The organism is Streptomyces sp. NPDC104381 (assembly GCF_055583745.1).
In genome coordinates this window covers 895273-922000 of sequence record NZ_JBVJNK010000003.1, presented here as the reverse complement: position 1 = coordinate 922000, position 26728 = coordinate 895273, and the positions used below count along the sequence as shown (strand labels likewise).

Genomic DNA, 26728 nt, shown 5'->3' with positions numbered 1-26728 from the left:
TCGAACCCGGCAATGGACCCCTTTGCCGGTGCCGCCGTGGGTGGGGTCGGCTTCCGCGAGCATGGGGCAGGTCAGCGTTGTTGGTCACCGAGGCACAGTTGCGGATGAGTACGTCACCGCGTCCGGACTCGGGGACCGGCACGTCGTCCAGGACCCACTCCGGTCCGCGGCCGAGCAGTAGTGCTTTCATCGTGTCCGTCGCGTGGGAGCTCCCCCTGGGTGTGGCTCTGCCGCCGTCCTGGCGGCGGTGACGCGGCGGGCCGGCCGCGGCGTGGTGCGTGGCGGCCGGCCCGCGTACGGGTCCTACTTGCCGCTGTAGACGGGGAAGGCGGCGTGCTCGCCGTAGTCGCGCTCGTCGAGGGTGCGCAGTGCGGTCATGTCTTCCTCGGAGATCTCGAAGTCGACGTCGGCGTTGGAGCGCATGTGCGCGGGGTTCGCGGTCTTCGGCAGCGGCTGGGTGCCCAGTTGCAGGGTGTAGCGGATGCACAGTTGTGGGACGCTCACTGCGTACTTCTCGGCGATCGTCCTGATCCGGCGGCTGTCCAGGAGCGTGCCGTGGGCGATGGGCGAGTAGGCCTGCACGAGGATGTTCCGCTCCTCGCAGAAGGCCAGCAGCTCGGCCGGGGTGTTGCCGGCGTGCAGGAGCACCTGGTTGACGTGCGGTGCCACCCTCCCGTGGGCGAGGACGTTCTCCAGGTCGGACCGGAGGAAGTTCGACACTCCGATGGTGCGGATCTTCCCGGCCGTGTGGGCGTCCTCCAGTGCGCGCCACGCCTGGCGGTTGCCCTCGGCGTAGTCGCCGCCGCGGAAGTCGTCCCACGGCTGCGGGGCGTGGATCAGCATGAGGTCGATGTGACCGATGTCCAGCTTCGCCAGCGACTCGTCGATCGCTGCGGTCGCCGCGTCGCAGTCCTTGATCTCCGCGGCCAGCTTGGTCGACACGAACAGGTCGCCGCGCGCCACGCCGGAGGTACGGATGCCTTCTCCGACGCCGCGCTCGTTGCCGTACGCCTGGGCGGTGTCGATGTTGCGGTAGCCGATGTCGATCGCCGCGCGTACGGCGTCGGATGCCTTGTCGTCGTCGATGAACCATGTGCCCAGGCCGAGTTTGGGGATCTCGACGCCGTTGGACAGGGTGTAGGTCTCGTTCAGGGTGCTCATGCGTTCTCTCCGCTCCTGGGCAGTCGGCCGTACACCTCGTCGGTGACCGGCTCCAGCCACTCGTTGCTGACGTCCTCGCCCGGCGTGATGAAGGCGACGTGGGAGAACCACGATTCGGCCTTCGCACCGTGCCAGTGCTTCGTGCCCGCCGGGATGCGTATCGCGGTGCCCGGGGTCATGCTGACGGCGTCCTGGCCTTCGGCCTGGTACCAGCCGCTGCCGGCCGTGCACAGCAGGATCTGGTCGCCACTACCACCGGTGCCGTGGTGGATGTGCCAGTTGTTGCGGCAGCCCGGCTCGAAGGACACGTTGCTGACCGGGACGCTCCCGCCGGTCAGGGGCGCCAGGTAGCTCTGTCCGATGAAGTTCTCGGCGTAGGCGTCGTTCGTATCACCGAGCGGGAAGATCTGCTCGAACGGGTGGTCGGCCATATCGGGTGTCTCCTGGATCGTTGCGGTTGCTGAGGGGCTGCTGGGTGCTCGTGGGCCCTGTGGGCACCGCACCTCGGCGCGGGGCATCCACGCCGTGCGGCACCCCGGTGACGGGGCCTGGTCTCACGAAGAGCTGCTTCCCGGTACTCCCGCCTGGCCGGAGTCGGCGAGGATGGCCTTGAGCTGGCCGGCGGCGCCCATTGCGTTGGGCCATCCGGCGTAGAAGGCCAGGTGGGTGATGACCTCGCTCAGCTCTTGTTCGGTCAGCCCGTTGTCCATCGCCAGCTTGAGGTGGAAGTCGAGCTGGCCGCTGCGGTAGAGAGCGATGAGGGCGGTGACGGTGACCAGGCTGCGGTCCCTGGGCGAGAGGCCGGGCCGCTCCCAGACGTCTCCGAAGAGAACCTGGTCGGTCAGGTCGGCCAGCTTGGGCGTGATGTCACCGATGGCCTGCTGCGCCGCGGAGGGTTCCTGCGACATGGCGTGTCTCCTTGTTCTCTGCCGGGCCGGCAGGAGGTGAAAAAAAGGGGGGAGCGGGTCGCTTCTCCATGAGCAGCGGTTGTCGAGACGGGCGAGCTGGTCGACGGCCAGGACGCGGGCGTCGGCGGTGTTCTCCTCGACGCGGGAGGCCCGGTCGGTGCCGGGGATCGGAGCGATGTCTTCACCCTTGGCCGGCAGCCAGGCCCGCGCCACCCGGGCCCCGGTCGCCTCGCCCCGGTGGCGACCGCCTGGACCTCGTCGGCGAAGCGGCCGGGTTGCGCGTTTGCTGTGCCGCACGGCGGCTTCTTCTCCGTTCTCCGGAACATTCCGGAAAGCGTCTCCGGCGCCGCACGCCGGATGATGTGCAAAGTCCTTCGGGGTGGAGGAGCGGGTTCGTACGTCCGGAATTCCTTTCCGGTTTCCGGGGCTGCCTCATCACCACGTCATCCACCTTGGCCCCGCCTCGCGTGCCCGAAAAGAGGAGAGATTCTTCCGGGGAAGGATCCTTCCCCCCTTCGCGCATGCCCGGCCGGCGCGAGCAAGCCTTGGTGGGCCGGAAGCGCTGACGTGCGTCGGGGCGGTGGTCCTTCGGATCGGCAGGCTGCCGTTCTACCTTCGCTACTGTGATCAGGATCTCCGGGATGGCGAAGCGGCTCATGGTCGGCCGTGCCCTGCGCAGCAGTGAGATGGGCCAGGCGTTGCTTCCCAAGCGTGTGGCTCTGCCGATCTTCGCCTCGGACCCCTTGTCGTCGGTTGCTTACGCGACACAGGAGATCCTGGTCGTGCTGACGTTGGGCGGGTTGGCGTATGTGCATTTCACGCCGTGGATCGCGGCGGCGGTCGTCGCGCTGATGACGGTGGTGGTGCTGTCCTACCGGCAGGTCGTACGTGCCTACCCGAGTGGTGGGGGCTCGTACGAGGTCGTGTCCGCGAACCTCGGCGAGAAGGCCGGTCTGGTGGTGGGGGCTTCCCTGCTGGTCGACTACGTGATGACCGTGGCGGTGTCGGTGGCTTCCGGCGTGGACAACATCATCTCCGCCGTCCCCCAGCTGCACGCCCAGCGAGTGCCGATGGCGCTGGGTTTCGTGGCACTGCTCATGGTGGTGAACCTGCGGGGCGTACGCGAGTCCGGACGGGCCTTCGCCGCGCCGACGTACCTGTTCGTCAGCGGTGTCCTCATCATGATCGCCACCGGGCTCTTCCGGTACCTGGCCGGGGACGCGCCGGTGGCCGAGAGCGCCTCGTACGGGATCCGGCCGCAGGAGGGTGACGCACAGCTGGCCGGTGTGGCGCTGATGCTGCTGGCCCTGCGGGCGTTCTCCAACGGCTGCACCGCGCTGACCGGCGTCGAGGCGATCTCCAACGGCGTTCCCGCCTTCCGGAAACCGAAGTCACGCAACGCGGCGACCACCCTGGCCGCGATGGGCGTCATCGCCATCACCATGTTCCTCGGTGTCACCACTCTCGCGATCATCTCCAAGGTCCACATCGCCGATGACGCCTGCCGGCTCACCGGGCTGGGTCAGGCCTGCTCCACCTACCAGCAGCGCACCGTCATCGCCCAGATCGCCGCCGCGGTCCTCGGCGGGGAGAGAAGTATCGGCTTCTACTACATCCAGGCCGCCACCGCGCTTGTGCTGGTCCTCGCCGCGAACACCGCGTTCAACGGTTTCCCGTTGCTCTCGTCGGTCCTCGCGCAGCGCCGCTACCTGCCCCGCCAGCTGCACAACCGGGGCGACAGGCTCGCCTTCTCCAACGGCATCGTGGGGCTGGCCGTCATTGCCGGCCTGCTGCTGTGGGGGTTCAGGGCCAGCGTCACGGCGCTGATCCACCTCTACATCCTGGGCGTCTTCACCTCCTTCACGCTCTCGCAGACCGGTATGGTCCGGCACTGGAACCGAGTTCTGTCCACGGCGAGCGATCCCGTGCTGCGGCGCCGCCACCGCATCGCCAGGGTCATCAACTCGGTCGGCGCGGTGTTCACCGGCCTGGTCCTGGTGGTGGTCCTGTTGACGAAGTTCTTCGAAGGTGCCTGGCTGGCCGTGGTCGCCGCCGGGGTGCTGTGGCTGCTGATGCGCGCCATCCGGGGACATTACGACCGCACCGCCGCCGAGCTGACAAGCACCGATCCGCGCGCCGATCTCGCCGCTCCCTCCCGCGTCCTGGCGATCGTGCTGGTCTCCAACGTCCAGAAACCGACGCTCCGGGCCCTGGCCTATGCGCGCGCCTCCAAGCCGGCCCGGCTGGAGGCGCTGACCGTCGCCGTCGACCACGACGAGACACGCGCGCTGGAGGACCAGTGGCAGCTGCTCGGCATCGACGTCCCCCTCAAGGTCCTGGACTCCCCCTACCGTGAGGTCACCCGGCCCGTCGTCGACTACGTACGCTCCCTCAGCCGCGAAAGTCCCCGCGACATCCTCGGCGTCTACATCCCCGAGTACGTCGTCGGCCGCTGGTGGGAGAACCTGCTGCACAACCAGTCCGCACTCCGGATCAAGGCACGCCTGCGCTTCACTCCCGGCGTCGTGGTGATGAGCGTGCCCTGGCAGCTCCTCTCCTCCGCGCGAGCCGACCACCACGGTGCGCGTGCCCCGGGCTCAGTCCGCCGCGGCGAACCGCCACGCTGACCGCGAGCATCCGGAGGCCGGGAGGGCCCGTGCGGCTTGCGGGCCCCGCAGACGGTCGTTTCACTGGTGACAGAAGGGAGCGTGATCGGTGGACAGACCAGTGACGGTGGGCGTGGACGGCTCCCCATCGAGCATGAGAGCAATCGACTGGGCCGCGGACGAGGCCGCTCTGCACGGCCGGCCCCTTCGTATCGTGCACGCCTCCGTATGGGAACGCTTCGAAGGCGCCACCCCTGCAGAGGATCTCCCTGAGGGCCGGACCGAAACCGCCGCACTCCAAGAGATCATCACCGACGCCGAGACCCGGGCCCGCCGGCGCCGCCCCGAGATCAGGGTCCACGCCGAAGTACTGCCAGGGGAACCCATCGAGGTCCTGGTCCGCGCGGGAGAGGACGCCTTCGTGCTGGTCGTGGGCCACCGCGGACACGATGCACTCGTGCGCCGCCTGTTCATCGGCTCCATCGGGCCTGGTGTCGCCGAACGAGCGTGGTGCCCCGTCGTGTTCGTCGGCGACTCCGTCCCGGAACGCTCCTCAGCCGGGCAGGTCGTCCTCGGTGTCGCGGAGGGAACAGAAACCGGCGCGGCGCACGTCGCGTACGCCCTCCAGGAAGCACGGGCCCGTGATTGCGACCTGGTCGCGATTCACGCCCGGAGCCGACAGGAGACGCGGCAGGACCCACCGGGCCCCGACTCACCGACGGCCGACGCACTTCTCGACGCGGCACTCCCCGACCGGACCGCCCTCGAGAACGGCGTCACCGTGCACAGACACGTCCTGGACGGCCCCGCGCACAGCATCCTGACCCAAGCCGCGCACAACGCCGACCTCCTCGTTCTCGCCCTCGTCGGTACCCCCCGGACGAACTAGGGAGTGTCTTCAAACGATCACAGTTCCACACGCGCATTCACAGGTGGGCGGCGGATGGGGCGTTCGACCGGATGCTGCGGGCCGCCCAGGCCGAAGTCTTTGACGACGCTGCCTAAAGGCTGTCCCGTAAAGCATCAGCAGCCCCGGGTGCTTCACTCACCAGTCGCACCGTCGATGAGCTCGCGCGCGACGTCGAGGTGGCCGACGTGGCGGGCGTACTCCTGGAGAAGGTGGAAGAGGATCCGGCCGAGCGAGGGTGCTTGGTCGGGTGTCTTGAAGCGGCCACCGAGACGTGCCTTGTCGTTCAAGGTGGCAGTCGTCATCAGGGAGCTCGCGGCGGCAACCTCCGCTTGGTAGTCGGCCATGACCTGCGCGGTGGTGGTGCTGGAGGCGACCGTCCACTCCTCAGTGTCTCCGCCGGGTGGATAGGCGATGAGGTCCACGGCGCCGAACCCCCATCGCATCCACCGTCGTTCGACCCAGCCAAGGTGCTGGACCAGACCGAGCGGCGACCAGCCCAGCGGTTCGACAGGCGCACGGAGCCGGTCGTCGGACAGTCCGGTGAGCTTGCGCATCAAGGTCTCGCGATACCAGTCCAGATAGCCAAGGAGGAGCTCTTGGGCGTCAGAGACGTCCACGGCCGGTCCGTCGAGAAGGGCGGGAACCTTGTCCGAGGGCTGCTGCATACCGCGAACGTAGCGCGGTTACGGAGCCGACCGCACGCCCCTGACATGATCTTGGTGTGGCTGGTGTGATCACGGCGTCGGAGCCGTCCTGGATAGCCCCCTTCACAGGGCTGAGCCCGCGCTGCTTCAGCAAGTTGGTCACCGCGATACGCCGTGAGACCGCAGCCAACGCGCACGCGCATCGCGGGAGGCCGTGGGGTTTGCCGTTGGAGAACCGCATCCTGCTGGTTGCGGCCTACTGGCGTACGAACTTGACGATGCGCCAGCGCGCCCCGCTGTTCGGCATCTCGAAATCGCCAGCAGACCGGGTCATCAACCACCTCGGCCCGCTCCTCGCGCTCCATCCACGCCAGCGGTTCGCCAAGGACACGGTGCTCATCGTGGACGGCACTCTGGTGCCCACCCGCGACCGTTCGATCGCCAAGCAGTCGAAAGACCACCGCTACTCCACCGCCCACCAGGTCGTCATCGACGCCGACAGTCGCCTGGTCGTCGTGGTTGGCCAGCCGTTGCCCGGCAACCGCCACGACTCCCGTGGCCGGGAAGAATCCGGCGTCAAGGACGCCGTCGGCACGACGATGACCATCGCGGACGGCGGTTACCGAGGCACCGGACTCGTCATCCCGCACCGTCGAGCCAAGGGAGAAGATCTCCCGGCCTGGAAGGAAGAACACAACCGCTCCCACAAACGAATCCGGGCCCGCGTCGAGCACACCTTCGCTCGGATGAAGAGCTGGAAGATCCTCCGCGACTGCCGGCTCAAAGGTGACGGCGTCTACCACGCCATGCTCGGCATCGCCCGTCTTCACAATCTCGCGCTCGCCGGGATAGACGACGATGACCCCAGCGGTTGCCCGCACGCACCAGCTCCAAGATCACTTACAGGACAGCCTTTAAGGGCTGTCCCGGTCGTCCTTTCGTGGTAAATCATGCTCGTGTCGGTCTCCGGGCCATGAGGCAAGGTCCTCTTCCGCACCTCACAATTCCACGCAGGGGTCCCTCAAATCGGGAGCCAAAAGGTCCACACGAGGTGTCGCTCCAGCTCGCCGGCCTACGCACGGACCTCCCATTCAACGCAGGTCCGGCCAGAGGAGTGCTCGAAGGCGGTGGGCCAGTAGTACTTGAACGGACCGCCGGTCTCCAACGCATTCGCAATGGTCCCGACGAACTCGGTCAGATTCGAGCCCCAGAGTGTTCCCTCGAGGTCGCCAGAGCCGATTCCCATCTCGAATACATGTCCATACGTGGGGCCGGGGCGATGGTCGACGAACGCGAAACCACCGTCGTTTGGCATAGCGAAGGGCACGCACTGGTGGAGGTGACCAGCGAGATCCTCTTCATCCCACAGCTCAGATTCAGCGTTGTCCTCACCAACGCCCACAAGAATCGCATGCATCTCTGCGACCTCGGCGATGGAGATGAGTCGATGCCCCAGAGGCAGGATGCCCCCTGCCGGAAAGAACCCAGAACCGGACCCGCTGCCCCACTCCGGCTCGACGACACCATTTCGCCGAGCGAGAAGTCTCCTGAGCTCCGGATGAAGGGCAAAGCCGAGGCGGTGCTCCAACTCGGCGATCTCACCAGCTTCTGCCGGCGGCCGAAGGGCAGCGTGATCTGCGGGCGAATGCGCCACGAGCCAGGATTCCAAGCGATCCCACGCCAGATCGAATGCAACAAGATCCATCGATGTCATGGGCAGACCATAGACGGCGGGTCTGACAAGCGAGATCGCTCTGGGCACTGGGCCAGCAGGCCGAAGTGCGTGATGCGTCCTTCGTGTGCGCCCTGCCTCTTGCAGCGCCTTGGCCTGCGGGGCGCTGCGGACCAGGGTGCGCTCTCCCCGCGCGCCCGGGAAGAGGTTCCCATCAGGCCTGGGCAGGGGCGCACGACCCTGTACAGGGACCGGGTCGCTTTCCCTGGGTATACAGCGGCACCCCGTACTTCAACCTGCTGTGCCGCTGGCCAGTTGGGCTGGCGGAAGAGCGAAGCTCCTGGTGGACGAGTTCACGATCAAAATCACTCGCCCGACCAGGAGCTTCCTTGGGCTTGCCTACCCGCCCGGGATCGACCTGTCCAACTCGCGCCTGCGTTCCTGACCCGGCTGCTCGCCGAGCACCGGCGTCGGCTGGGCACCCGCTGGCGGCGCCTGCCCCGCGCCACGTCAGGCCCTGCTGGTCCTCGCCCACTTGCACTGCGGTGACACCTGCACCCGGCTTGCAGGCCGTTAACGTCGCCCACGCCAGCATCCGCGCCGTCGGCGAGTAAGCCATGGCCACCCTGAAGATCTGGCGCCTCCTCCGCAAACTTCGCTGCAGCACCACCCGCATCAACCACCTCGTGCAGGCAGCCCTCACCCTTCATCTCGACCCAGCCTGAAGCGGGTGGCCCCGCAAGCGTGTGGGACGACGAATATCGCAAGACAACCCGAAGGACCACGCTGAACAATGCCCAGGTGGACTTCGTGATCGACACCCCCCGAGTGGAGGACGCCCCAGGCCTTGCCCACACCCTCCTGGCGGCCTGGCTACTGACCTACCCCAACCAGGACGCAGGGATCGACGAGGCATGGATCCGGGCGCAGCGCGGCGACGTGGTCACCAACGAGGGCATCGCCCAGTGGCGGGAGTTCATCGAGGAGGTTGAGCGCCGGCCCGCACATCTCTTCTGCCGTGTCGTGCGCCAGGGGGACGAGATCATCGGCTTCCTGTGTGGGCGCCGCGACGAAGCGGTCAGTCTCGGACCGATGTACCTGATGCCCCAGGCGCAAGGCCGAAGCATCGGACGCAACTTGATGACGGCATTCCTCACCTGGGCCAACGACGCACCCATCCGCTTGTGGGTTACTGCCTACAACGAGCGGGCCATCAACTTCTACCAGCACTACGGATTCGAAGACACCGGCGAGCGGCACCTGTGGCGCGACAAGCTGCCGAACCTCCGCATGGCCCGGACCGGCCCGCCCGAGCAACGAGAAATCCAGCCATGATCGGCTTCACTCCGTCGTCCGAGCACGCGAAGCGATCAACATCTTCACGTGTACCCACCGCAGGATGGAAAGGGATCACTCATTCTGATGCCGGGCTGGGGTCTTCAGGTTACCTTGTCACCGTAGTTCACTTCTATCAGTTTCCCCGTTTCCGCATGAATCACGACATAGGCAATTTGCTGCACAGGCACCTCTTCCCCACTCCCCTCCACTGGAGGAAGTGCGAAATTGACCGCCCACCGAGTTTCCCATTCCCCCTGCGCATTCTTTTGTACTAGCATTTCCGAGCTATCATACTCACCGTTGGGGACACTGCCCTCAGCGATCTTCTGCGCCTGGGCTGCGGTGATCTTGTGAGCTGGAGGTATGCTCGGCCCTTTTTCTTTGCGACCCGTGAAGGCAGAGATACGGCCGTTCGGTTCGACGACAACGTCCATTCTCATCGGCATGAGGACGCCGTCCACTCGCTGGCGCCATCTAACGGTCTTCTGCCCAGTCCCCACGGCCGTAGGGTCAACCATGGGACTGCTTGATTCGAGCGCCCAGGGAAACCTTGACTGCACAAATGACACAGCTTGTCGAGTTGCTTCATCATCTGTTGCAATCTGGCGATTCCGTACCCCCGGAAGTGTTTTAGAAAAGGTGGATCCGGTAATGAAGTTTTCGTTGGTCGTAAAGTTCATGAATCCGTCTTCGAGGGTGACAAGAATCTGATCGTCCTGCCCACCCTCTCCCTTCATGTACTGAATGCTGGAGATCTGCGCCTGATCCCCATAAATCTCTTTTACTATCTTCTTGGCTTGGTCCTCCTGGGTGGAGCCTGCCCGTGTCAGTTCGGCTACTTCGGTGAGTACCGGAGTGACGCTCATAGACCCGATCGCAAGGACCAGAATCATCCCACCGAGGAGGATATTTGCGGCACGGGAAAAATCTAGCTTGTTCAGGGCCTTCGGTTCCGTACCGCCTTTTACTTCCTTTCTGCGGCTCATGAAGACGGCTGCTGCCGCACCCAGCAGGGAACCCATGCTGTTGGCTACAAGATCTTCGGACGTACATGAGCGTCCCACGTGCGGTACGAGGGCTTGCGTGAGCTCGGTTCCCGCAGAAAGCAGGATGCAACACGGGGTCAGAACTGCTGGCCGCCGGAACACTGCGACAGCCAAAAATGCGAGCGGAATGTACATGGCGACGTTCATCAAGCCCTGCTGGGTCAACAGGGGGGTGATGGGATCGCGGTTTACCCAGCACGTACCTGACGCGGTTGCCGACGCGTGGCTCGGATAGAGCGTCGCCACTAGCTCACCAGCCGTAGCCACGCCGAGCAGCACTGCCGGCGGTCTCGACAAACCGCGTTTGCGCGCAACGAACAACATCAATACGCCCAAAATAGCGCTGGAGACCAGAAAGGCGGGAACCAACCATGGGTTCCCTCGAAGGATGGCGCTAATCACGTGAACCTCGGAAGAATAGAAAACGGAGATCTGTAAAACATCCCTGTGGGCAATCAACAGCCAGTATTCGGTGGTGTCTGGAAGGTCTGCTGCCCCGTTACCTGCATCGTGCCGACCGCATCGCCCGCTCGCAGGTGGGAGCGGTGGTGGCATCTATTTTGGCGGTCATTCAGGCCCCCTGGGGGCGACCAACACTTGTGCCTGGTAGGGGCCACATCGACGTAAGTGGCCGCTCCGCGCGGCCGTGAGGGAATCCCCCGCAACAAGGCTTCCGCCAGCACGAGGTGGCGCCCGCCCTGGTGCTTCTGCGAGTTGGTAGGTCCGTTGAGGGGCATGGCATCAGGATGCCGGTCAGCGGACCTGTATCACCGTGAATACATCGTTCCGGAGCCGTTTGAGACCGAGTTGGCACAAGCTGGCTGCTTGGCATCGGGTCAGATCGCGGCGGGGCCGACGGGCGGATGAGGGTGTCGAGGTGGTGTTGGGTTTGGGGACCGGTGGAGTGGATGCGGGTGGTGTGGGTGACGCGGGGCGGCTGTCGGCGTGGGTGGCAGAGAGCTGGCTGGTGGGGGCAAGAACGGTGCCGTCGGGGGCAGTGAGGGCGGTGCTGGTTCCATGCCCCCCCGTTCACCGGCCCTGGTGAGGTGCGCTTGTCGCGCAGGTAGGCACGAACGCACCGGTAGCTGCCCTTGTAGCCGAAAGGAGCGTTTTCCTCCCCCGACTTCCACGCGTTCGTGCAGCCCTCGTTCCAGCGGTCGGCCAAGTAGGGCTGGGAGGAGGCCAACCGGGTCCTGGCCGCCGCACGCGTCCCCGTCGAGCGCGGCTTTGCCCACCTGAAGAACTGGTGGATCCTCACCAAGCTCCGTACCGACCCCGCCCGCGCCACCCACATGTTTCGCGCGCTGCTCATCCTGACGAACATCGAGCCACTGCTGGCAATTGACCTATACCGCAGGTAGCCCACGACCAGGGCAAGCACCGTGGAACAGCGTCACCGGACCGGGATCGGCTGGGTGAGGTTCACCGGGTTGCCGTCTGGGTCCTGGATGTGGGCGACGCGCTGTCCCCACGGCATGTCGTTGGGGCCGCTGCGGACCGAGCCGCCCAGCGCCTCCACCCGGCCGAGCGTCTCGTCGACGTCCTCGACACCGATGCTGAGCAGGATCCGCGGTGTCGCCCCAGTCCCCGGGTTGGCCTTGGCCACCAGCCCGAGGTCGGTGTCGCACCAAGCTGGCCAGCACTCTGCCCTATGACATCGCGGTCATGGGCGATACCCAGCAAGGCAAGCCGCTCGATGCCGAGGAGTGGAAAGGGGTGGCCGAACCCACCCGAGTGCTGACCGGTGGCAAGAGTGCGGCCGCGTTCCAGCTCGCAACCCTCGCCGTCACCCAGATCCTGCCGCAGGCCCGACCAACGCGCTCTGCCCGGACTCAACCACGGCGCCGTCGTCATGGCCCCGAGAAAGATCGCCCCGCAGATCATCGAGTTCATCAAGGGATGAGCTGTTGTTCGAGTGGGTCGGCGGCGCTTGGCACTCCTCCCGATGTCCGATTCCGCGGCCGTGACCCCTTCGGCGCGCGGACCGCAGGAGCGTCGGGAATCGTCTGCGGTGCATCCCGCACGGCTGTGTGTTCTCTGCTCTTCGGTGCGCCGGAATTCGGAGCGTCGTTTCGTGGTGCGCATTCCCACGGCGACAGGTGTGCACCCGCCCAGCGCTCCGCCCGGAGGAGATCTTCTTCCGGGGTGGGGGTCATCCTGGGAAGAAACCTTCCCTCGTACCCGCGCGGTTCCGGGTGAGAGAGTGGGTTCATGAGCACCAACCGCAACGAGCTGGGAGATTTCCTGAAGGCGCGCCGGGCCGAGCTGACTCCGCGTGCCGTCGGCCTTCCCGACAGTGCGGGCCCGCGCCGGGTGGCCGGGCTGCGGCGCGAGGAGGTCGCGCAGTTGGCGACGATCTCCACCGACTACTACACGCGCCTGGAGCAGGGCCGCCTGCCCGCCTCCGCGCCGGTGCTGGAGACGCTGGCCGAGGTGCTGCACCTGGATGAGGACCAGCGCCGTTACCTGTTCGGCCTGGCGGGGAAGGAGACCGCCCGGCCGCGCCGCCGCACGGTGCAGAAGGTCCAGCCGCAGCTGCGCAGGGTCTTGGACGATCTCGCCTCCACCCCGGCGATCGTGATGGGGCGCCGCATGGACGTCATCGCGTGGAATCCCTTGGCGGCGGCCCTGATCAAGGATTTCGGGACGGTGCCGGAAAAGCACCGCAATTACGTGCGGATTCTTTTCACCGATCCGATGATGCGCCGCCTGTACGCGGACTGGAAGAGCGTCGCGCGTACCGCGGTCGCGCAATTGAGGATGGAGGCGGCGAAGTATCCGGACGATCCGCGCCTGACCGCGCTCGTCGGGGAGCTGTCCGTGCAGGACGCCGACTTCCGCACCTGGTGGGCCGCCCACCACGTGGCGACCCTCAGCGTGGGCACAAAGGTGCTGCGGCATCCCGTCGCGGGGGAACTGTCGCTGGACTGGGACACCCTGAGTGCCAGCACGGACCCGGACCAGCAGTTGGTGGTGTGGACGGCCGAGGTCGGCTCTCCCACCCACGACGGGCTGCGCATCCTGGCCTCCTGGGCAGCCGCCCGGCAGCCCGCCGCCGGCCCGGCCGACTGACCGCCCACTGCTGGTACACCGCGCCCGCGCGACGGGAGCCACCGTCGGCCGGGGCGGCGGGCTCGTACGTGCAGCGTTACGGCCGTACCAGCACCTTGAGCGCCTGCCGGTCGTTCATTGCCCGGTAGCCGTCGGCGACCTCTTCCAGGCCGATCGAGCGGTCGAAGACCCGGCCGGGCCCGATGGAACCGTCCAGGATGTGCGGCATCAGTTCCTCGATGGAGGCGCGGGCCGGGGCCACGCCGCCGGTGAGGGTGATGTTGCGCATGAAGTCGGGAAAGCCGAAGGGCACCTCCGTGTAGTGCGGGGCGCCGACGCGGCTGATCGTGCCGCCGGTCCGGACCACGCCGAAGGACTGTACGAGCGCGTCCTTGAGCCCGACGCACTCCAGGACCCGGCGGGTGCCTTCGCCGCCGGTCAGCTCCCGTACGCGGGCCACGCCTTCCTCCCCGTGCTCGGCGACCACGTCGGTGGCACCGAAATCGCGGCCCAGATCGGTGCGCGCACGGTGGCGGCCCATGAGGATGATCTGTTCCGCGCCCAGGAGCTTCGCGGAGATCACCCCGGCCAGGCCCACCGCGCCGTCGCCGACGACGGTGACCGTGTCGCCGCGCCGGACGCCGGCGGTGCGGGCGGCGTGGTAGCCGGGAAGCGGGGCGCCCCGGCGGGTGCCGGAGCGGGTGGTCAGCGGGGTTCGAGGCGCAGGGTGGAGGCGCGGGCCCGGTCGGTCAGCACGTGCTCGACGATGCTCGGGTAGCGGCCGTACTTGGTGCGGTAGGCGGCGTCCACGTCCGGGTAGACGCCGGGGTCGGCGTCGTGGAAGGTGACGTCGGCCCGCACGCCTCCGGCCGAGACGCGTCCTTGGTGGCGGGTGCGGGTGCCCCGGTACCAGGGCCCGTCCGTGCCCTTGACGGAGCGGACGTACAACCGGTCGCCGGCCCTGACGACCCACATGGTGACGGGAGCGCGCAGGGTGCCGTCGCCGCGCTCCGATTCCAGGTCGAGTTCTTCCGCCGCGCTGATCTCGTTGAGGTCGGTGTCGTTCCAGCCGGGCATTGGGGTCACCTTCCGTAGGCGGGTTGGGGCGGGGTCAGGCTTCGGGGATGGGGCGGCCGAAGTCCGCGAGGGTGACGGCCTGTGGGTCGGGCCCGCCTCGGCGGCCGGTCTCCAAGGCGTCGAGGGCCTCCATCTCGCCAGGGGTGAGGGTGAAGTCGAAGACGTCGATGTTCTCGGCGATGCGGTGGCGCTTGGTGGACTTCGGGATGACCGAGCGGCCCTGCTGGATACCCCACCGCAGCAGTACCTGGGCGGGGCTCTTGCCGTGGGTCTCGGCGATCCGGGTGACGGCCGGGTCCTCCAGGACGCTTGTGCGGTCCTCGCCGTAGCCCGGGTAGAAGGTGATCCCGCCGATCGGGGACCACGCCTGGTTGAGGATGCCGTGCGCGTCGTCGAAGTCGAGGACGTCGCGCTGCTGGAAGTAGGGGTGGATCTCCAGCTGGTTGACGGCCGGGACGACGGTGGTGGCGTCCAGCAGCGTCCTGAGGTGGTCGACCATGAAGTTGCTCACGCCGATGGCGCGGACCTTCCCGTCGGCCAGGAGCTTTTTCAGGGCCCGGTAGGCGGCCAGCGTCTTCTCGAAGTCCGAGGGGAGGGGAGCCGTAGTCGCTGATCCAGACCTTCGTCTCGACGAAGATGTCGTCGCGGGGGACGGCGGACTCGCGCAGTGCCTCGCCGACCTCGCGTTCGTTGCCGTAGGCGGCGGCGGTATCGATGTGCCGGTAACCGAGGTCGAGGGCGTCCCGGACGGCGGCCTTCGTCTCCTCGGGCGGGGTCTGGAAGACACCGAGTCCCAGTGCGGGCATCTCGACGCCGTTGTTGAGGGTGAGGGTCTGCATCACAGGGTCCTTTCGTTACGGGAGGCCCGTGCGGGACGGGTGGCCCGTGCGGGACGGGTGGCCCGTGCGGGCACGATCAGGGTCAGGGCGGTGGCGAGGCCGAGGGCGAGCAGGACGGCGGAGCCGGTCAGGGCAGTGCCGGAGCGGGCCGCGCTGTCGGCGGGTGTGTGGCCGGTGGCCACGGTGGCGGCCTCAGCGGTCAGGATGCTCAGGGCCATCGCACTGCCGATCCGGTGCACGGTGCTGAGCAGCCCGGCCCTCCCCTGGATGGCGAAGACGACGTTGACCAGCGTCATCGGCAGGAACGCCAGGCCGGCCAGCGGGATGAGGGTGGCGTGGTGGCCCGTGGGGGCACCCGGCTGCGTGGCCGTGGACGTGCGGCCGCGCTGGGTGGTGGCGGTCATGTGGTCACCAGCCCCTCGTCAGCACGGTTCCCGTCGGTGCAGGAGCAGCGGACGAGCTGCCGTACGCGTGGGCGAAGGTGGCCCGCCACCCTGATCACAGACTGCCGGTCCACGGCCGCGCCGGCATCCCGGGGCACCCGGGGCACACCGCGCACGCCCATGACCCGGTGGCCGTCGGGCACCTCGCCCTCACGCATGTCTCTGGCGGCCCGAGGTCAGGCCGCCTTTCCGGCGGAACGGGGCCGCGGTCCTCTCCAGGGAACCGCGCGCGGCGGCCCGGGTGGGAGTCACTGCTCTTCCAGGTACTGGCAGTACCTCGCAGGCGTGTGCTCACCGGCCTACCGTGGAGAAGCGGCACAGATCCACGCCGACCCGAAGGAGACCGCTCGTGCCCCTGCCCCCTGCCGAAGCCGCCCGCTGCCACCCGCGACGGCGCCCGGGATCCTCGCGGCACACGAACGCGGAGGCCGATCGTGGCCGCCGGTGACAGGAGGGGCGTGGCAACCGAGGTCCGCGAGTTCCTCAGTACGCGGCGGGCCCGGATCACCCCCGAACAGGCCAACCTGCCGGTCTACGGCGGCAACCGGAGGGTCGCCGGTCTGCGCCGTGAGGAGGTCGCCCTGCTCGCCGGCATGAGCGTCGACTACTACGTCCGTCTCGAGCGCGGCAATCTCTCCGGCGCCTCCGACTCGGTCCTCGAAGCCCTCGCCCACGCCCTCCAGCTCAACGAGGCCGAACGCACCCACCTCTACGACCTGGCCCGCGCCTCCACCCCCGCCGGCCGTCGGCGCGTTGCGACCACCTCCCGGGTACGGCCCACCGTGCTGCGGCTGCTCGACTCGATGACGGGCGTACCGGCATTCGTGCGCAACGCCCGCTTCGATGTCGTGGCCGCCAACGCGCTGGGCCGAGCCTTGTACGCGCCGCTGTTCGACTCGCCGCTGTTCGCCCAGCGCGGGCCCGTCAACAGCGCCCGCTTCCTGTTCCTGGACCCCGCGGCCCAGGACTTCTGGGTCGACTGGGACAAGGGCGCCGACGACGCGGTGGCCTTCCTGCGCACCGAAACCGGGCGGGCACCGCACGATCGGGCGCTGACCGACCTGATCGGCGAGCTGACGACCCGTAGCGAGGACTTCGCTCAACGGTGGGCCCGCCACGACGTGAAGTTCCACCGCTCCGGTGTGAAGAGGTTCCACCACCCGCTGGTCGGCGATCTCGCCCTGCCTTACGAAGCGATGGATCTGCCCTCCGACCCGGGGCTGCGTCTGAACTTCTACACCCCCGAACCGGACTCTCCGGAGCGAGGGGCCCTGGACCTGCTCGCCAGCTGGACGACCACCGGCACGGTCGTCCCCGGCGGGAACGACTGATCCCACACGAGGAGAACACTTTTCATGCAGTACCGACCGCTCGGCCGCACCGGTGTCCACGTGAGCCCGCTCTGCCTGGGCGCGATGATGTTCGGTCCTTGGGGCAACGAGGACGAGGCCGACTCGATCCGCATCATCCACCGCGCCCTCGACGCCGGGATCAACTTCGTCGACACCGCCGACGTGTACTCCGCCGGCGTCTCCGAGGAGATCGTCGGCAAGGCGTTGAAGGGCCGTCGTGAGGACGTGTTCCTGGCGACGAAGTTCTTCATGCCGATGGACCCGGACGACCCCAACCAGCGGGGCGGCTCGCGGCGCTGGATCATCCGCGAGGTCGAGAACTCCCTGCGCCGCCTCGGCACCGACCACATCGACCTGTACCAGGTCCATCGCCCGAGCCCCGACACGGACATCGCCGAAACCCTCGGCGCCCTGTCCGACCTCGTGCACCAGGGCAAGGTCCGGTACATCGGTTCCTCGTCCTACTCCGGCTCCCAGATCGTCGAGGCCCAGTGGACCGCGCGGGAACGGAACCTGGAGCGGTTCGTCACCGAGCAGCCGCCGTACTCGATCCTGGTCCGCGGCATCGAGGAGGACGTGCTGCCCACCGTGCGCCGCCACGGCATGGGCACCCTCACCTACAGCCCGCTGTCCGGCGGCTGGCTGTCGGGCCGCTACCGCAAGAACGCCACCGAGGGCCCCGCCTCCGCAGCCCGCCCGCAGGCCCGGTTCGACATGGACACCCCCGCCAACCAGCGCAAGCTCGACGCCGTCGAACGGCTCGCGCTCCTGGCGGAGAAGGCGGACCTCGCCCTGATCGAACTCGCCGTCGCGTTCGTCATCAACCACCCGGGCGTGACCTCGGCGATCATCGGCCCGCGCACCATGCAGCAACTCGAAGCGTTCCTGCCCGCCGCCGACATCACCCTGCCCGCGGAGGTCCTGGACGCCATCGACGACATCGTCGCCCCCGGCGTCACCGTCAATCCCGTCGACAACAGCTACGGCGATCACGAACTCCGGGCGGACCAGCGCCGACGCTGAACCGGCCGGGCCGGCGGGCACCCATGTCCCCCTCGACGCCCCGGGCGGTGGGTCAGGAAGTGAAGGCGATGGCGGGGCGGGCGTGGAGACGGGGGCCCCGGTTCCTGCCGATACGTGACCGGCACGCCCGGCCGGCGGCGGACGAGCACGGCGCGGTGTTCCCGCCGGACACGATCAGTCAGGCGGGAACACCGCGGGCCGCCAATCTGTTGGCCAGCGCATGGAGCTGAGTGATTCAACGTTGGAGGACCGGGTGCCACTCCCCTCACGACCGCTGCGCAAGCTGGGGTTCCTGACCATCGGGCTCTTCGACGAGGCCGATCCGGGCGCGGGCCACGAGTCCACGCTCCAACTGATCGAGCTGGGCGAGCGGTTGGGCTTCGACAGCGCCTGGGTCCGCCATCGCCATCTGCAGTACGGCATCTCCTCGCCCATCGCGGTCCTGGCCGCTGCCACACAGCGCACCCAGCGCATCGAGCTCGGCACGGCGGTCACCCCGCTCGGATGGGAGAATCCGCTGCGGCTCGCCGAGGACCTGGCCACGGTTGATGTCCTGTCCGGCGGCCGGCTCAATCCGGGTATCAGCGTCGGCCCTCCGATGTTCTACGACCGGGTCAAGGACGCGTTGTACCCGGACACCGCCGACGCCGAGGACTTCGGGTACCGGCGGGTGGAGCGGCTGCTGGAGCTCGTACGGGGCGAATCCGCCGCCGTCTCCAGCGACAAGGAGGGCTTCGAAGTCTTCTCCGACCGGGTGCAGCCGCACTCCCCCGGACTGGCCCGGCGCATGTGGTACGGCGGCGGCAGCCTGCGATCGGCCCGGTGGGCGGGCGAGCACGGGATGAACTTGCTGACCAGCAGCGTCGTCAAGGCCGAGGACCCCCAGGATGGTCCCGCCGACTTCGCCGCGATCCAGCTCTCGCACATCCGCGCCTTCCGCGCGGCCCACAGCGACGGGGACACTGCCCGTGTCTCCCAGGGACTGGTCGTCATCCCCACCGACTCGGCGTCCCCCGGGCAGCGAGCCACGTACGAACGGTACGCCGCCGAACGGCTGCCCCGCACAACGGCACCCCAAGGCCCGGCGCGCATGATGTACGCCCCTGACCTGGTCGGCACTTCGGAGATGATCGCCGAGCGGCTGCAGGCACACGCAGCCTTCCGTGAGGTGGACGAGGTCGCGTTCGCGCTTCCCTTCACCTTCGAACACGCGGACTACGAGCAGATACTCACCGACATCGCGACGAAACTGGCCCCGGCACTGGGCTGGCGGCCCACCACCTGACGAGGACGTGAACGAGCTCGCGTACTCAACGGTCACCAGCTCACCGGACAGGCAAAGCGGCTGGTGAGCTCGTGTGGTCGTCCGGCGTACGGCTCCACGTCCCGCTGGTGCCGTTCGTCGGCCGCAGCCCAGGAGCCCGCCTTCGAGCCGTTGATAGATTCCTGTGGTGAGCGAGCAACTGCCCAGCGGCGGCGCCGAGCTGTCACCCGACGAGATCGCGGCCCTCCCCGCCAGGTGGTCGTCCTGCTGGACCCCGGCTGAGGTCGCCCAGCGGCTGGCCGGGATCGGCACGCCCTGGTACGTGGCCGCAGGCTGGGCGCTGGACCTGTTCCGTGGCAGGCAGACGCGCGCTCATGGAGACATCGAGATCGCGATTCCGGCCGCGAGCTTTCCCGAGATCCGCGACCGCTTCCCCGGATACGTCTTCGACGCGGCAGGCAGCGGCCGGATCTGGCAGGACGCCACCCCGGAGGTGCTGGCCGCCGTACATCAGACCTGGCTCCGCGATCCGGCCACCGGACACTACATGCTCGACGTGTTCCGCGAACCGCACGACGGCGACACCTGGATCTGCCGACGCGATGAGCGGATCCGGCTTCCGTACAGCGACATCATCCACCACACCCAGGACGGCATCCCCTACCTGGCACCCGAACTGGTCCTGCTGTTCAAGGCCAAACACGCCCGCCGTAAGGATCGGACAGACCTCTCCACGACCGTCCCGCACATGACTCCGACTCAGCGCGGGGCCCTGACCGAGCTACTCGACCGCGTACACCCCGGACATCCCTGGATTTCTGAACTGAAGCCGCCACGACACCGGGACGAGAACCGGCGCTAAGGCATTCCCCGGCGACACCTCTGGTCTTCTCCACGAGAACGGACAGCAGGCGTTCACTGCTGGAAGGCACCGGACGAACCGAAGAATCTCCGGCGGTGAGCGAGTCGGCTTCGGTCTCCGACTGCTGACGACGCCCCATGCCTGGGCACACCGCTCTGGTTCAGGAGGACTGAGCCGGCGGGAACTGCCACCGGCCAGGGCGGCCCGCCGGCAACCCCACGTCGCGATGGACCGCCGCGTGGTACTCCGCCCGCGCCGGCCGCTGCTTCTCGCGTACCGCCGACCACGCGTCGGCGGTCAAGCAGAACCACGGAGAACGCCCTCGATCTCCACCACGGCCAGGACCCCGTCCATGCGCGGCCGCCGCGACCTCCGCAGAGCCCCTCGAGTCGGTCCGCGCCTACACCTTGACCTGCGAATGTCGATCCGACCGCCGTCACTTCACAGGGGCCGCGCGCCAGTACCTTCAGGCGCGCCCTGCCATATCGACCGCGCGGTCGTCCCGTTCCTCGGGCGCGGAGGCCTGTCCGGCGCCTGCCAGCCGCCACAGCGGCTTCAGTCGGTAGGTGAGCAGGTACACGACGGTCGCGACCGCTGCCGCGACGAGCATGCTGAGGTCGCCGGCTCCCGGGTGGGCCGAGGCGAAGGCGCCCTTGTAGAGGCTGGACTGCCAGAAGGGGACGGATGCCGCGACACCGGCCGCCCAGGCCACCAGGCCCCAGTCGACGATCCTGGAGCGGTCGTAGAGCTCGGCGATCCTGCGGGGATCGCTGCGCCCGCCCAGGTAGAAGTCGATCAGGAGCACGGCGGCGAACGGGGCGATGAAGTACGCGGTGAGGTTGAGGAAGACCTTGAACTTGTCCTCCGTGCCCGAGGCGCCCCACAGACTGATCCCGTAGGCCAGGGCGCAGATCGCGGCCACCGCCTGGGTACGGGTGACGGGGATCTTGAGGGTCTGTACGGAGATCGCGCCGCCGTAGACGTTGAGGAAGTTCTGGGCCAGGGCGGAGAGGCCCACGGCGACCAGGGCGGGGACGGCGAACGGTCCCATCAGCTGGTGCAGGGCGGTGATCGTGTCCGTGCTGGAGGCGGATGCGCCGACCACGACGCCCAGGATGCCGAGCCAGCAGATGGTGAGGAAGTTGCCGAGGCCGGTGTACCAGGTGGTCTGCCGGACGACCGTCGCGGTGTCCGGCAGATAGCGCGAGTAGTCGGAGGCGAAGGGTGCCCAGGCCACGAGGAACGCCAGGAACCAGCCGCCCAGGGTGATCGAGCCGCCGGCCGCGCCGACATATCCGTCCGCCTGGGGGTTGGCCTCGAAGAGGCTGCCGCCGCGGGCCACCGCCACGACGGTGATCAGGACGAACAGCGGGGTGAGGACGTAGGTCAGCGCCCGCTGAAGGAAGTTGATCATGTTGTAGCCGAAGACGGCCACGACGAGCTCGACCACGGTGAGCAGCAGGGCGCAGAGCCAGTACGGCAGGTGGCTCAGCTCCGCGAAGGCCTTACCTCCGAGGATGACCGTGACGGCCGCCCAGCCGACGCCGGAGAACACGTTGATGTACGCGACGGGCAGGAAGTTGCCGAAGAATCCCAGGGGTCCTCTGGCCTGGATCTGCTGCGGCACTCCGAGGCGGACGCCCATGCGTGACATGACGGCCATCAGGACGGCGCCGGCACCCGCGCCGACGACGATCGCGCCGACGGCGGTGGCGAAGCTGAGCCCGAACCACGTGGCGCTGAAGCCGAGCAGGATGACCGGGAAGTTGAGCCCCGCGGCGAACCACACGAAGAACTGCGAGCTCGGTTTGCCGTGCCGCTCGCTGTCGGGGATGTGATCGACGCCGAACGGCTCGACCTTGGTGACGGCGCTTCCGTAGACGGATGGGCCCTGGGAGTCATGTGTCATGGCGTGCTCCGGAGAACGTGGGTGCGGGGGCGGATGCGAGTCACCACGGGAGGGGCGCCGTCTGGGAGATGTCGAAGAAGCCGCCACCGCTGTAGACGAGCGGGGCGCGGTCGTCGTGGCGGGCGGACACCACACGGCCGGTGAACACGGTGTGACTGCCGGCTTCCAGGCGCTCGCCGATCTCGACCTCGAGCTGGGCGGCCGAGCCGTCGAGCAGTGGAGCGCCGTGCTCGCCGGGCGCCCAGTCGAGGGCGGCGAACTTGTCGGTGCCCTTGGCGGCGAACACCTTCGCCACGTCGAGCTGATCGGCGGCGAGGATGTTGATGCCTATGTGGGTCGCGCGGTGCAGCGCGGGGTGCGTGGACGAGCTGCGCTGGACACACACCAGGACCATCGGCGGGTCCAGCGAGATGCTGGAGAAGGCGTTCACCGCGAGGCCCTTGGGGGTCCCGCCGTCGTCGGTGGTCACCACGGTGACACCGGTGATGAACTTTCGGTGCACCCCCTTGACCAGGTCGGCGTCGACGGCGGCCTCGTGCGCCGTCGTGATGATGCCGAGTGCTTCGAGAAGCTGCCGGGAGTCGAAGGTCACCGATTCCTCGGTGACGGTGTCGCCGTCGAAGCGCGCGAAGGTGGCACCCGACACTTCGACGGGCCGCCCGGTCGCCGGCACACCGAGGAACGTGTCGGTGTGCCTGCCTGTGCTGCGCCAGCGGACGGCCAGTCGGTCCCCGTCCTCGACCAGGTCCTCGATCTCGGTGTGCAGATCGGGGAACGCGGCGCGCACGGCGCTGATGCTCTCCTTGAATCCGGTGCGGTCCTGGGCGGTGCCGGCCGGGCCTCGGCGACGTACGTATCCGGGGCTCAACACGGTGTCCAGGGCGTCGACGTCGCCCCGGTTCCAGGCCGCGTCCCAGGCCGCCCGCAGCCGGGCGGGGCGGTCCGTGGAGTCAATGGTTTGTTCGAGCATGGATGACATGACGCTCCCTCGATGACCCTTGTATGGCAGATCTGTTGTATGGCAGAGGACCGTAGGAACGCGCCCTCTCCCCTGTCAATGGTTCGAGCAGCATTCGCATCCTTTCCGGCTGACTCTCTGTGAATGCCTAGGTCAGCGGCTATTGCTCGCTGCCGACCCTTGACGGCACCGGGGGCGACTCGTAGCCTCGCTGCCATGGCACAGCAACAATCAGCAGGCCAACAGCTGTGGGTCACGCCCACAAGAGGCAGACTGCGCAAGGTCGTTACCGTGGTCGACGAAGTCCTTCAGGAACTCGGGCGGCCGGTCGCCACTCCCGTACGACGTGTCGCCGCAGCCGCCGTGATCGAGAACCCCTGGGCAGGCCGCGGCCTCGTCGCCGACCTGCAGCCCGAAGTGGAGAGCATCGCGCCCGGGATCGGGCGGCTCCTCACCGACCGGCTGATCGAGATGCTGGGCGGGGTGGACCGTGTCGAGGCTTTCGGGAAGGCGGCCGTCGTCGGGCTCGACGGGGAGATCGAGCACGGTGGGGCGCTGATCCACACCCCGTACTTCGGCAATGTGCTGCGGGAGCTGACCGAGGGCACCTCGATCATCGTGTTCAGCGACGACCGGCTCGCGGCGGGTGAACCGCTGACCGTCCCCGTGTGGCACAAGACCGCAGCCGCCACCCGCTCCCACTACCAGACCGTGCAGATCCGGGTGCCGGACGCACCGCGCCCCGACGAGATCGTCGTGATCGCCGCAGCCGCTTCGGGGCCGCGCCCCAACGCCCGTATCGGAGACCGCCGCCAGGACCCCGTGGTCCGGCTCGCCGACTTGGAGACCGCTCGATGAACGTCCGCAAGATCCTTACCTACGTCGAAGACATCCACGCCGAGGGCGGCCGTCCCGTCGACTCGGTCGCGCGCACCGCCGTGGTACTCGCCGTGATCGAGAACCCGTGGGCGGGACAGGGCTTCGTCGACGACCTGCTTCCCCGCATCGACGAAGTGGCTCCACAGCTCGGCGAGTTGCTCGCACCGCGCGTCGTGGAGGCGCTCGGCGCGTCCGTCGAGGCGTACGGGAAGGCCGCGATCGTCGGCCTGGACGGCGAGGTGGAGCACGGCAGTGCCCTGATCCACACGCTGAAGTTCGGCGACCACTTCCGCAAGGCGGCGAACGCCACCACGCTCCTTCCGGCGGTGGAGAAGCGTGCGGTCGCAGGGGGCGTCTTCGACATCCCGCTCAAGCACATCACCGACGCCACCATCCGCTCGCACCACCAGAGCATCGAGGTACGCGTCCCGGACGGTCCCCGCGCGGACGAGATCGTCGTCGGTCTCGCCGCCGCGGCCCAGGGGCGCCCACAGGCCCGCCTCGCCCCGCTCGCCACCGAGCAGTAGGCCTTCGTCATGGACAAGCCGCCCCTCGTCCTCCTGCACGGTGTCGGTCTCGACCGCACCATGTGGGAACCCGTCACCGCAGTGCTGGCCGACCGGTTCACGGTCGTCGCGCTGGACCTGCCCGGTCACGGCGCCCGCCCGCCGGTTCGCGGCGACGTCACCCTCGCGGAGCTCGCCGACGGAGTCTCCGGGCACATTCCGGCCGGCTCGCATGTGGTCGGCTTCTCGCTCGGCGCGCTGGTCGCCCAGCACATCGCCCTGCACCGGCCGGAGCTGACGCGGACACTCACCTCGGTGAGCTCCGTCTGCCGCCGCACCCGCACGGAGCGGGCGGCCGTCCAGGCCCGGCTGCGCAATGCCGAGAGCGACTTCGCGGCGAGCGCCGCCGCGTCCCTCGATCGCTGGTACGCGGGCACCGACGTGCCGCACGAGGTGATCGAGCGGACGCGCACCACGTTGAGCGCCAACGACGTCGGCTCCTTCCTCGGCTGTTACCGGGTGTTCGCGTACGCGGACGCCGAGCTCGGCCCCCGGCTCGGTGACATCACCACGCCCGCGCTCGCCGTGACCGGGGAGGACGACCCCGGATCCACTCCCGGGATGACACACCGGCTGGCCGAGGCGCTGCCCTCGTGCCGGGCCGTGATCGTGCCCGGGGCGCGGCACATGCTGCCCGTCGAACGCCCGAAGGTGTTCGCCGGGATCCTCACCACGTTCATCGCAGAGAGCGCACAGCTCACCAACGAGAGCGCACATGGAGACACCGCACATGTCTGAGCTCACGACCTGGAAGCACTTCATCGGCGGCAGGTGGGTCGAACCGACCGCGGGCGAGTACTTCGAGAGCACCGACCCCGCCACCCGCCACACCCTCTACCGCGCTGCCCGTGGCACGGCGGCCGACGTCGACAAGGCCGTCACCGCCGCGCGCGAGGCCTTCGACGATCCGAGCTGGCGCGACCTGAGCCAGACCGGCCGAGGGCACCTCCTGCGCCGTCTCGGCGAGCTGATCGCCGAGAACGCCGAGGAACTCGCCCTCATGGAGTCGCGGGACAACGGCAAGCTGCTGCGCGAGATGCGCGGCCAACTCGCGGCGCTGCCGGAGTACTTCCACTACTACGCGGGACTCGCCGACAAGATCCACGGGGAGACCATCCCCACCTCCGACCGCGCCGTCCTGAACTACACGGCGCGCGAACCCCTCGGCGTCGTCGGCGCGATCACCCCCTGGAACTCGCCGCTGACCCTCACCACCAGCAAGCTGGCCCCCGCCTTGTGCGCGGGCAACACGGTCGTCGTCAAGCCCTCCGAGTACACCTCGGCCAGCGGCCTGCGTCTTGCCGAACTCGCCCTGGAGGCGGGCTTCCCGCCGGGCGTCGTCAATGTCGTCACGGGGTACGGGGCCGAGGCCGGCCAGGCCCTCGTCGACCACGAGGGCCTCGCCAAGATCTCCTTCACGGGCTCCACGGCCACCGGATCACGGATCGCCGCGGCGGCGGCGGGCCGCTTCATCGGCTCCACCCTCGAACTCGGCGGCAAGTCACCGCAGATCGTCTTCGAGGACGCGGACGTGGCGAACGCCGCCATGGGTGTGATCGCCGGTGTCTTCGCCGCGGCGGGTCAGACCTGCATCGCCGGCAGCCGCGTCTTCGCCCACCGCTCCGTCCACGACGAACTCCTGGACCGCGTCTGCGAGCGCGCCAAGTCCATCCGGATCGGCGACCCCCTGGACGAAGCCACCGAGCTCGGCCCGCTCGCCTTCGAGGCGCAGCGCGACAAGGTCGCCGCGTACGTCGACCTCGGACGCGAGGAGGGCGCCCGGGTACTGACCGGTGGCGCGCCCACCGACGGCGGCACGGGCGGGTTCTACTACGAGCCGACCGTCCTGGTCGATGTCGACAACCGCATGCGTGTCGTACGCGAGGAGATCTTCGGCCCGGTCGTGGCGATCATGCCGTTCGACACCGAGGACGAGGTCGTACGCCTCGCCAATGACACCGACTACGGTCTCGCCGCCGGGATCTGGACCACCAGTCTGTCGCGCGCGCACCGGGTGGCCGGGCGGCTCGACGCGGGGACCGTCTGGGTCAACACCTACCGGGCCATGTCGCCGATGTCCCCGCGCCAGGGCTTCAAGGCCAGCGGTGTCGGCGTCGAGCACGGCACCGAGACCATCAAGGAGTACACCCGGCTCAAGAGCGTATGGATCAACACGAGCGAGGAGCCCGTCGCCGATCCGTTCACGATGCGGAGCTGAGC

22 protein-coding genes and 7 pseudogenes are annotated in these 26728 nt (G+C 68.3%); 16 read left to right on the top strand and 13 right to left on the bottom strand.

Features of this window, described 5'->3' with window-relative positions:
* Window positions 1–303 precede the first annotated feature (303 nt).
* The 3 genes from ACZ607_RS13595 to ACZ607_RS13585 form a co-directional block, all read right to left on the bottom strand.
* On the bottom strand, window positions 304–1161 hold the full coding sequence (locus tag ACZ607_RS13595) for an aldo/keto reductase (protein ID WP_469734874.1): 858 nt from the start codon (window positions 1159–1161) through the stop codon (window positions 304–306).
* Entirely contained in the window at window positions 1158–1592 is a 435-nt protein-coding gene (locus tag ACZ607_RS13590; protein ID WP_469734873.1) for a cupin domain-containing protein, read from the bottom strand. The genes ACZ607_RS13595 and ACZ607_RS13590 overlap by 4 nt, the downstream gene beginning before the upstream one ends.
* 123 nt (window positions 1593–1715) lie before the next feature.
* Window positions 1716–2069: a carboxymuconolactone decarboxylase family protein gene (locus ACZ607_RS13585; protein WP_469734872.1), complete on the bottom strand. Its 354-nt coding sequence runs from the start codon at window positions 2067–2069 to the stop codon at window positions 1716–1718.
* Window positions 2070–2692: 623 nt separating this feature from the next.
* Here ACZ607_RS13585 and ACZ607_RS13580 point away from each other — a divergent pair.
* Both ACZ607_RS13580 and ACZ607_RS13575 read left to right on the top strand, forming a co-directional pair.
* Window positions 2693–4696, top strand: coding sequence for an APC family permease (locus ACZ607_RS13580; RefSeq protein ID WP_469734871.1), 2004 nt, complete (start codon window positions 2693–2695; stop codon window positions 4694–4696).
* A gap of 88 nt (window positions 4697–4784) precedes the next feature.
* Window positions 4785–5564 (top strand): universal stress protein, encoded by a 780-nt coding sequence (locus tag ACZ607_RS13575; RefSeq protein ID WP_469734870.1) that lies wholly within the window; start codon window positions 4785–4787, stop codon window positions 5562–5564.
* A gap of 152 nt (window positions 5565–5716) precedes the next feature.
* On the opposite strand, the gene ACZ607_RS13570 is transcribed toward ACZ607_RS13575, so the two are convergent.
* The gene (locus ACZ607_RS13570) at window positions 5717–6250 is read right to left on the bottom strand and encodes a DinB family protein (protein WP_469734869.1); all 534 of its coding nucleotides are present in this window, start codon (window positions 6248–6250) and stop codon (window positions 5717–5719) included.
* A gap of 56 nt (window positions 6251–6306) precedes the next feature.
* Here ACZ607_RS13570 and ACZ607_RS13565 point away from each other — a divergent pair.
* Window positions 6307–7077: pseudogene (locus ACZ607_RS13565) on the top strand (transposase); the annotation flags it as partial.
* A 224-nt stretch (window positions 7078–7301) separates the two neighbouring features.
* Here the strand turns inward: ACZ607_RS13565 and ACZ607_RS13560 are convergent.
* Window positions 7302–7943 carry an SMI1/KNR4 family protein gene (locus tag ACZ607_RS13560; RefSeq protein WP_469734868.1) on the bottom strand — a complete coding sequence of 214 codons (642 nt, stop codon included), beginning with the start codon at window positions 7941–7943 and terminating at the stop codon, window positions 7302–7304.
* A 518-nt stretch (window positions 7944–8461) separates the two neighbouring features.
* Here ACZ607_RS13560 and ACZ607_RS13555 point away from each other — a divergent pair.
* Together ACZ607_RS13555 and ACZ607_RS13550 are read left to right on the top strand one after the other, a co-directional pair.
* A pseudogene (locus ACZ607_RS13555) lies at window positions 8462–8626 on the top strand (IS5/IS1182 family transposase); the annotation flags it as partial.
* A 76-nt stretch (window positions 8627–8702) separates the two neighbouring features.
* Window positions 8703–9236 carry a GNAT family N-acetyltransferase gene (locus tag ACZ607_RS13550; RefSeq protein ID WP_469734867.1) on the top strand — a complete coding sequence of 178 codons (534 nt, stop codon included), beginning with the start codon at window positions 8703–8705 and terminating at the stop codon, window positions 9234–9236.
* Between the two features lie 104 nt (window positions 9237–9340).
* On the opposite strand, the gene ACZ607_RS13545 is transcribed toward ACZ607_RS13550, so the two are convergent.
* Window positions 9341–10687 carry a VanZ family protein gene (locus ACZ607_RS13545; protein WP_469734866.1) on the bottom strand — a complete coding sequence of 449 codons (1347 nt, stop codon included), beginning with the start codon at window positions 10685–10687 and terminating at the stop codon, window positions 9341–9343.
* Between the two features lie 788 nt (window positions 10688–11475).
* Here ACZ607_RS13545 and ACZ607_RS13540 point away from each other — a divergent pair.
* A pseudogene (locus ACZ607_RS13540) lies at window positions 11476–11646 on the top strand (hypothetical protein); the annotation flags it as partial.
* A gap of 32 nt (window positions 11647–11678) precedes the next feature.
* Here the strand turns inward: ACZ607_RS13540 and ACZ607_RS13535 are convergent.
* Window positions 11679–11909: pseudogene (locus ACZ607_RS13535) on the bottom strand (VOC family protein); the annotation flags it as partial.
* 2 nt (window positions 11910–11911) lie between these two features.
* On the opposite strand from ACZ607_RS13535, the pseudogene ACZ607_RS13530 reads away from it, so the two are divergent.
* Together ACZ607_RS13530 and ACZ607_RS13525 are read left to right on the top strand one after the other, a co-directional pair.
* A pseudogene (locus ACZ607_RS13530) lies at window positions 11912–12188 on the top strand (alpha/beta hydrolase); the annotation flags it as partial.
* Window positions 12189–12496: 308 nt separating this feature from the next.
* On the top strand, window positions 12497–13357 hold the full coding sequence (locus ACZ607_RS13525; RefSeq protein WP_469734865.1) for a helix-turn-helix domain-containing protein: 861 nt from the start codon (window positions 12497–12499) through the stop codon (window positions 13355–13357).
* Between the two features lie 76 nt (window positions 13358–13433).
* On the opposite strand, the pseudogene ACZ607_RS13520 reads toward ACZ607_RS13525, so the two are convergent.
* From ACZ607_RS13520 to ACZ607_RS13505, 4 genes and pseudogenes are all read right to left on the bottom strand, one after another.
* Window positions 13434–14003, bottom strand: a pseudogene (locus ACZ607_RS13520) (zinc-binding dehydrogenase); the annotation flags it as partial.
* Between the two features lie 38 nt (window positions 14004–14041).
* On the bottom strand, window positions 14042–14413 hold the full coding sequence (locus ACZ607_RS13515; RefSeq protein ID WP_469734864.1) for a DUF2255 family protein: 372 nt from the start codon (window positions 14411–14413) through the stop codon (window positions 14042–14044).
* Window positions 14414–14447: 34 nt separating this feature from the next.
* Window positions 14448–15252, bottom strand: a pseudogene (locus ACZ607_RS13510) (aldo/keto reductase).
* Window positions 15252–15656: a hypothetical protein gene (locus ACZ607_RS13505; RefSeq protein ID WP_469734863.1), complete on the bottom strand. Its 405-nt coding sequence runs from the start codon at window positions 15654–15656 to the stop codon at window positions 15252–15254. Before ACZ607_RS13505 ends, ACZ607_RS13510 begins: the two are co-directional and overlap by 1 nt.
* Window positions 15657–16153: 497 nt before the next feature.
* Between ACZ607_RS13505 and ACZ607_RS13500 the strand changes: the two genes are divergently transcribed.
* From ACZ607_RS13500 to ACZ607_RS13485, 4 genes are all read left to right on the top strand, one after another.
* A complete protein-coding gene (locus ACZ607_RS13500) occupies window positions 16154–17026 on the top strand; it encodes a helix-turn-helix domain-containing protein (RefSeq protein ID WP_469734862.1) in 873 nt (290 codons plus the stop codon).
* Window positions 17027–17050: 24 nt separating this feature from the next.
* Window positions 17051–18070 (top strand): aldo/keto reductase, encoded by a 1020-nt coding sequence (locus ACZ607_RS13495; RefSeq protein WP_469734861.1) that lies wholly within the window; start codon window positions 17051–17053, stop codon window positions 18068–18070.
* A gap of 253 nt (window positions 18071–18323) precedes the next feature.
* Window positions 18324–19355: an LLM class flavin-dependent oxidoreductase gene (locus ACZ607_RS13490; RefSeq protein WP_469734860.1), complete on the top strand. Its 1032-nt coding sequence runs from the start codon at window positions 18324–18326 to the stop codon at window positions 19353–19355.
* Window positions 19356–19521: 166 nt separating this feature from the next.
* Entirely contained in the window at window positions 19522–20196 is a 675-nt protein-coding gene (locus ACZ607_RS13485) for a nucleotidyltransferase domain-containing protein (RefSeq protein WP_469734859.1), read from the top strand.
* Between the two features lie 466 nt (window positions 20197–20662).
* Here ACZ607_RS13485 and ACZ607_RS13480 read toward each other — a convergent pair whose 3' ends face one another.
* Together ACZ607_RS13480 and ACZ607_RS13475 are read right to left on the bottom strand one after the other, a co-directional pair.
* Window positions 20663–22105, bottom strand: coding sequence for a purine-cytosine permease family protein (locus ACZ607_RS13480; RefSeq protein ID WP_469734858.1), 1443 nt, complete (start codon window positions 22103–22105; stop codon window positions 20663–20665).
* A gap of 40 nt (window positions 22106–22145) precedes the next feature.
* Window positions 22146–23075 carry a flavin reductase gene (locus ACZ607_RS13475; RefSeq protein WP_469734857.1) on the bottom strand — a complete coding sequence of 310 codons (930 nt, stop codon included), beginning with the start codon at window positions 23073–23075 and terminating at the stop codon, window positions 22146–22148.
* A 204-nt stretch (window positions 23076–23279) separates the two neighbouring features.
* Between ACZ607_RS13475 and ACZ607_RS13470 the strand changes: the two genes are divergently transcribed.
* The 4 genes from ACZ607_RS13470 to ACZ607_RS13455 are packed head-to-tail and all read left to right on the top strand — an operon-like array spanning window position 23280 to window position 26726.
* Window positions 23280–23921, top strand: a complete 642-nt coding sequence (locus ACZ607_RS13470) for an amino acid synthesis family protein (protein ID WP_469734856.1) — start codon at window positions 23280–23282, stop codon at window positions 23919–23921.
* Window positions 23918–24469 (top strand): amino acid synthesis family protein, encoded by a 552-nt coding sequence (locus ACZ607_RS13465; protein WP_469734855.1) that lies wholly within the window; start codon window positions 23918–23920, stop codon window positions 24467–24469. Before ACZ607_RS13470 ends, ACZ607_RS13465 begins: the two co-directional genes overlap by 4 nt.
* A 9-nt stretch (window positions 24470–24478) precedes the next feature.
* Entirely contained in the window at window positions 24479–25246 is a 768-nt protein-coding gene (locus ACZ607_RS13460) for an alpha/beta fold hydrolase (RefSeq protein ID WP_469734853.1), read from the top strand.
* Window positions 25239–26726 (top strand): aldehyde dehydrogenase, encoded by a 1488-nt coding sequence (locus ACZ607_RS13455; RefSeq protein WP_469734852.1) that lies wholly within the window; start codon window positions 25239–25241, stop codon window positions 26724–26726. Before ACZ607_RS13460 ends, ACZ607_RS13455 begins: the two co-directional genes overlap by 8 nt.
* The last annotated feature ends 2 nt before the right edge of the window (window positions 26727–26728 follow it).

Bases quoted from the DNA above. Each gene is read 5' to 3' on its own strand.
- ACZ607_RS13505 (WP_469734863.1), bottom strand. From the start codon at position 15,656: ATGACCGCCACCACCCAGCGCGGCCGCACGTCCACGGCCACGCAGCCG.
- ACZ607_RS13560 (WP_469734868.1), bottom strand. From the start codon at position 7,943: ATGACATCGATGGATCTTGTTGCATTCGATCTGGCGTGGGATCGCTTG.
- ACZ607_RS13470 (WP_469734856.1), top strand. From the start codon at position 23,280: ATGGCACAGCAACAATCAGCAGGCCAACAGCTGTGGGTCACGCCCACA.
- ACZ607_RS13460 (WP_469734853.1), top strand. From the start codon at position 24,479: ATGGACAAGCCGCCCCTCGTCCTCCTGCACGGTGTCGGTCTCGACCGC.
- ACZ607_RS13475 (WP_469734857.1), bottom strand. From the start codon at position 23,075: ATGCTCGAACAAACCATTGACTCCACGGACCGCCCCGCCCGGCTGCGG.
- ACZ607_RS13590 (WP_469734873.1), bottom strand. From the start codon at position 1,592: ATGGCCGACCACCCGTTCGAGCAGATCTTCCCGCTCGGTGATACGAAC.
- ACZ607_RS13480 (WP_469734858.1), bottom strand. From the start codon at position 22,105: ATGACACATGACTCCCAGGGCCCATCCGTCTACGGAAGCGCCGTCACC.
- ACZ607_RS13595 (WP_469734874.1), bottom strand. From the start codon at position 1,161: ATGAGCACCCTGAACGAGACCTACACCCTGTCCAACGGCGTCGAGATC.
- ACZ607_RS13455 (WP_469734852.1), top strand. From the start codon at position 25,239: ATGTCTGAGCTCACGACCTGGAAGCACTTCATCGGCGGCAGGTGGGTC.
- ACZ607_RS13525 (WP_469734865.1), top strand. From the start codon at position 12,497: ATGAGCACCAACCGCAACGAGCTGGGAGATTTCCTGAAGGCGCGCCGG.
- ACZ607_RS13585 (WP_469734872.1), bottom strand. From the start codon at position 2,069: ATGTCGCAGGAACCCTCCGCGGCGCAGCAGGCCATCGGTGACATCACG.
- ACZ607_RS13570 (WP_469734869.1), bottom strand. From the start codon at position 6,250: ATGCAGCAGCCCTCGGACAAGGTTCCCGCCCTTCTCGACGGACCGGCC.
- ACZ607_RS13515 (WP_469734864.1), bottom strand. From the start codon at position 14,413: ATGCCCGGCTGGAACGACACCGACCTCAACGAGATCAGCGCGGCGGAA.
- ACZ607_RS13465 (WP_469734855.1), top strand. From the start codon at position 23,918: ATGAACGTCCGCAAGATCCTTACCTACGTCGAAGACATCCACGCCGAG.
- ACZ607_RS13495 (WP_469734861.1), top strand. From the start codon at position 17,051: ATGCAGTACCGACCGCTCGGCCGCACCGGTGTCCACGTGAGCCCGCTC.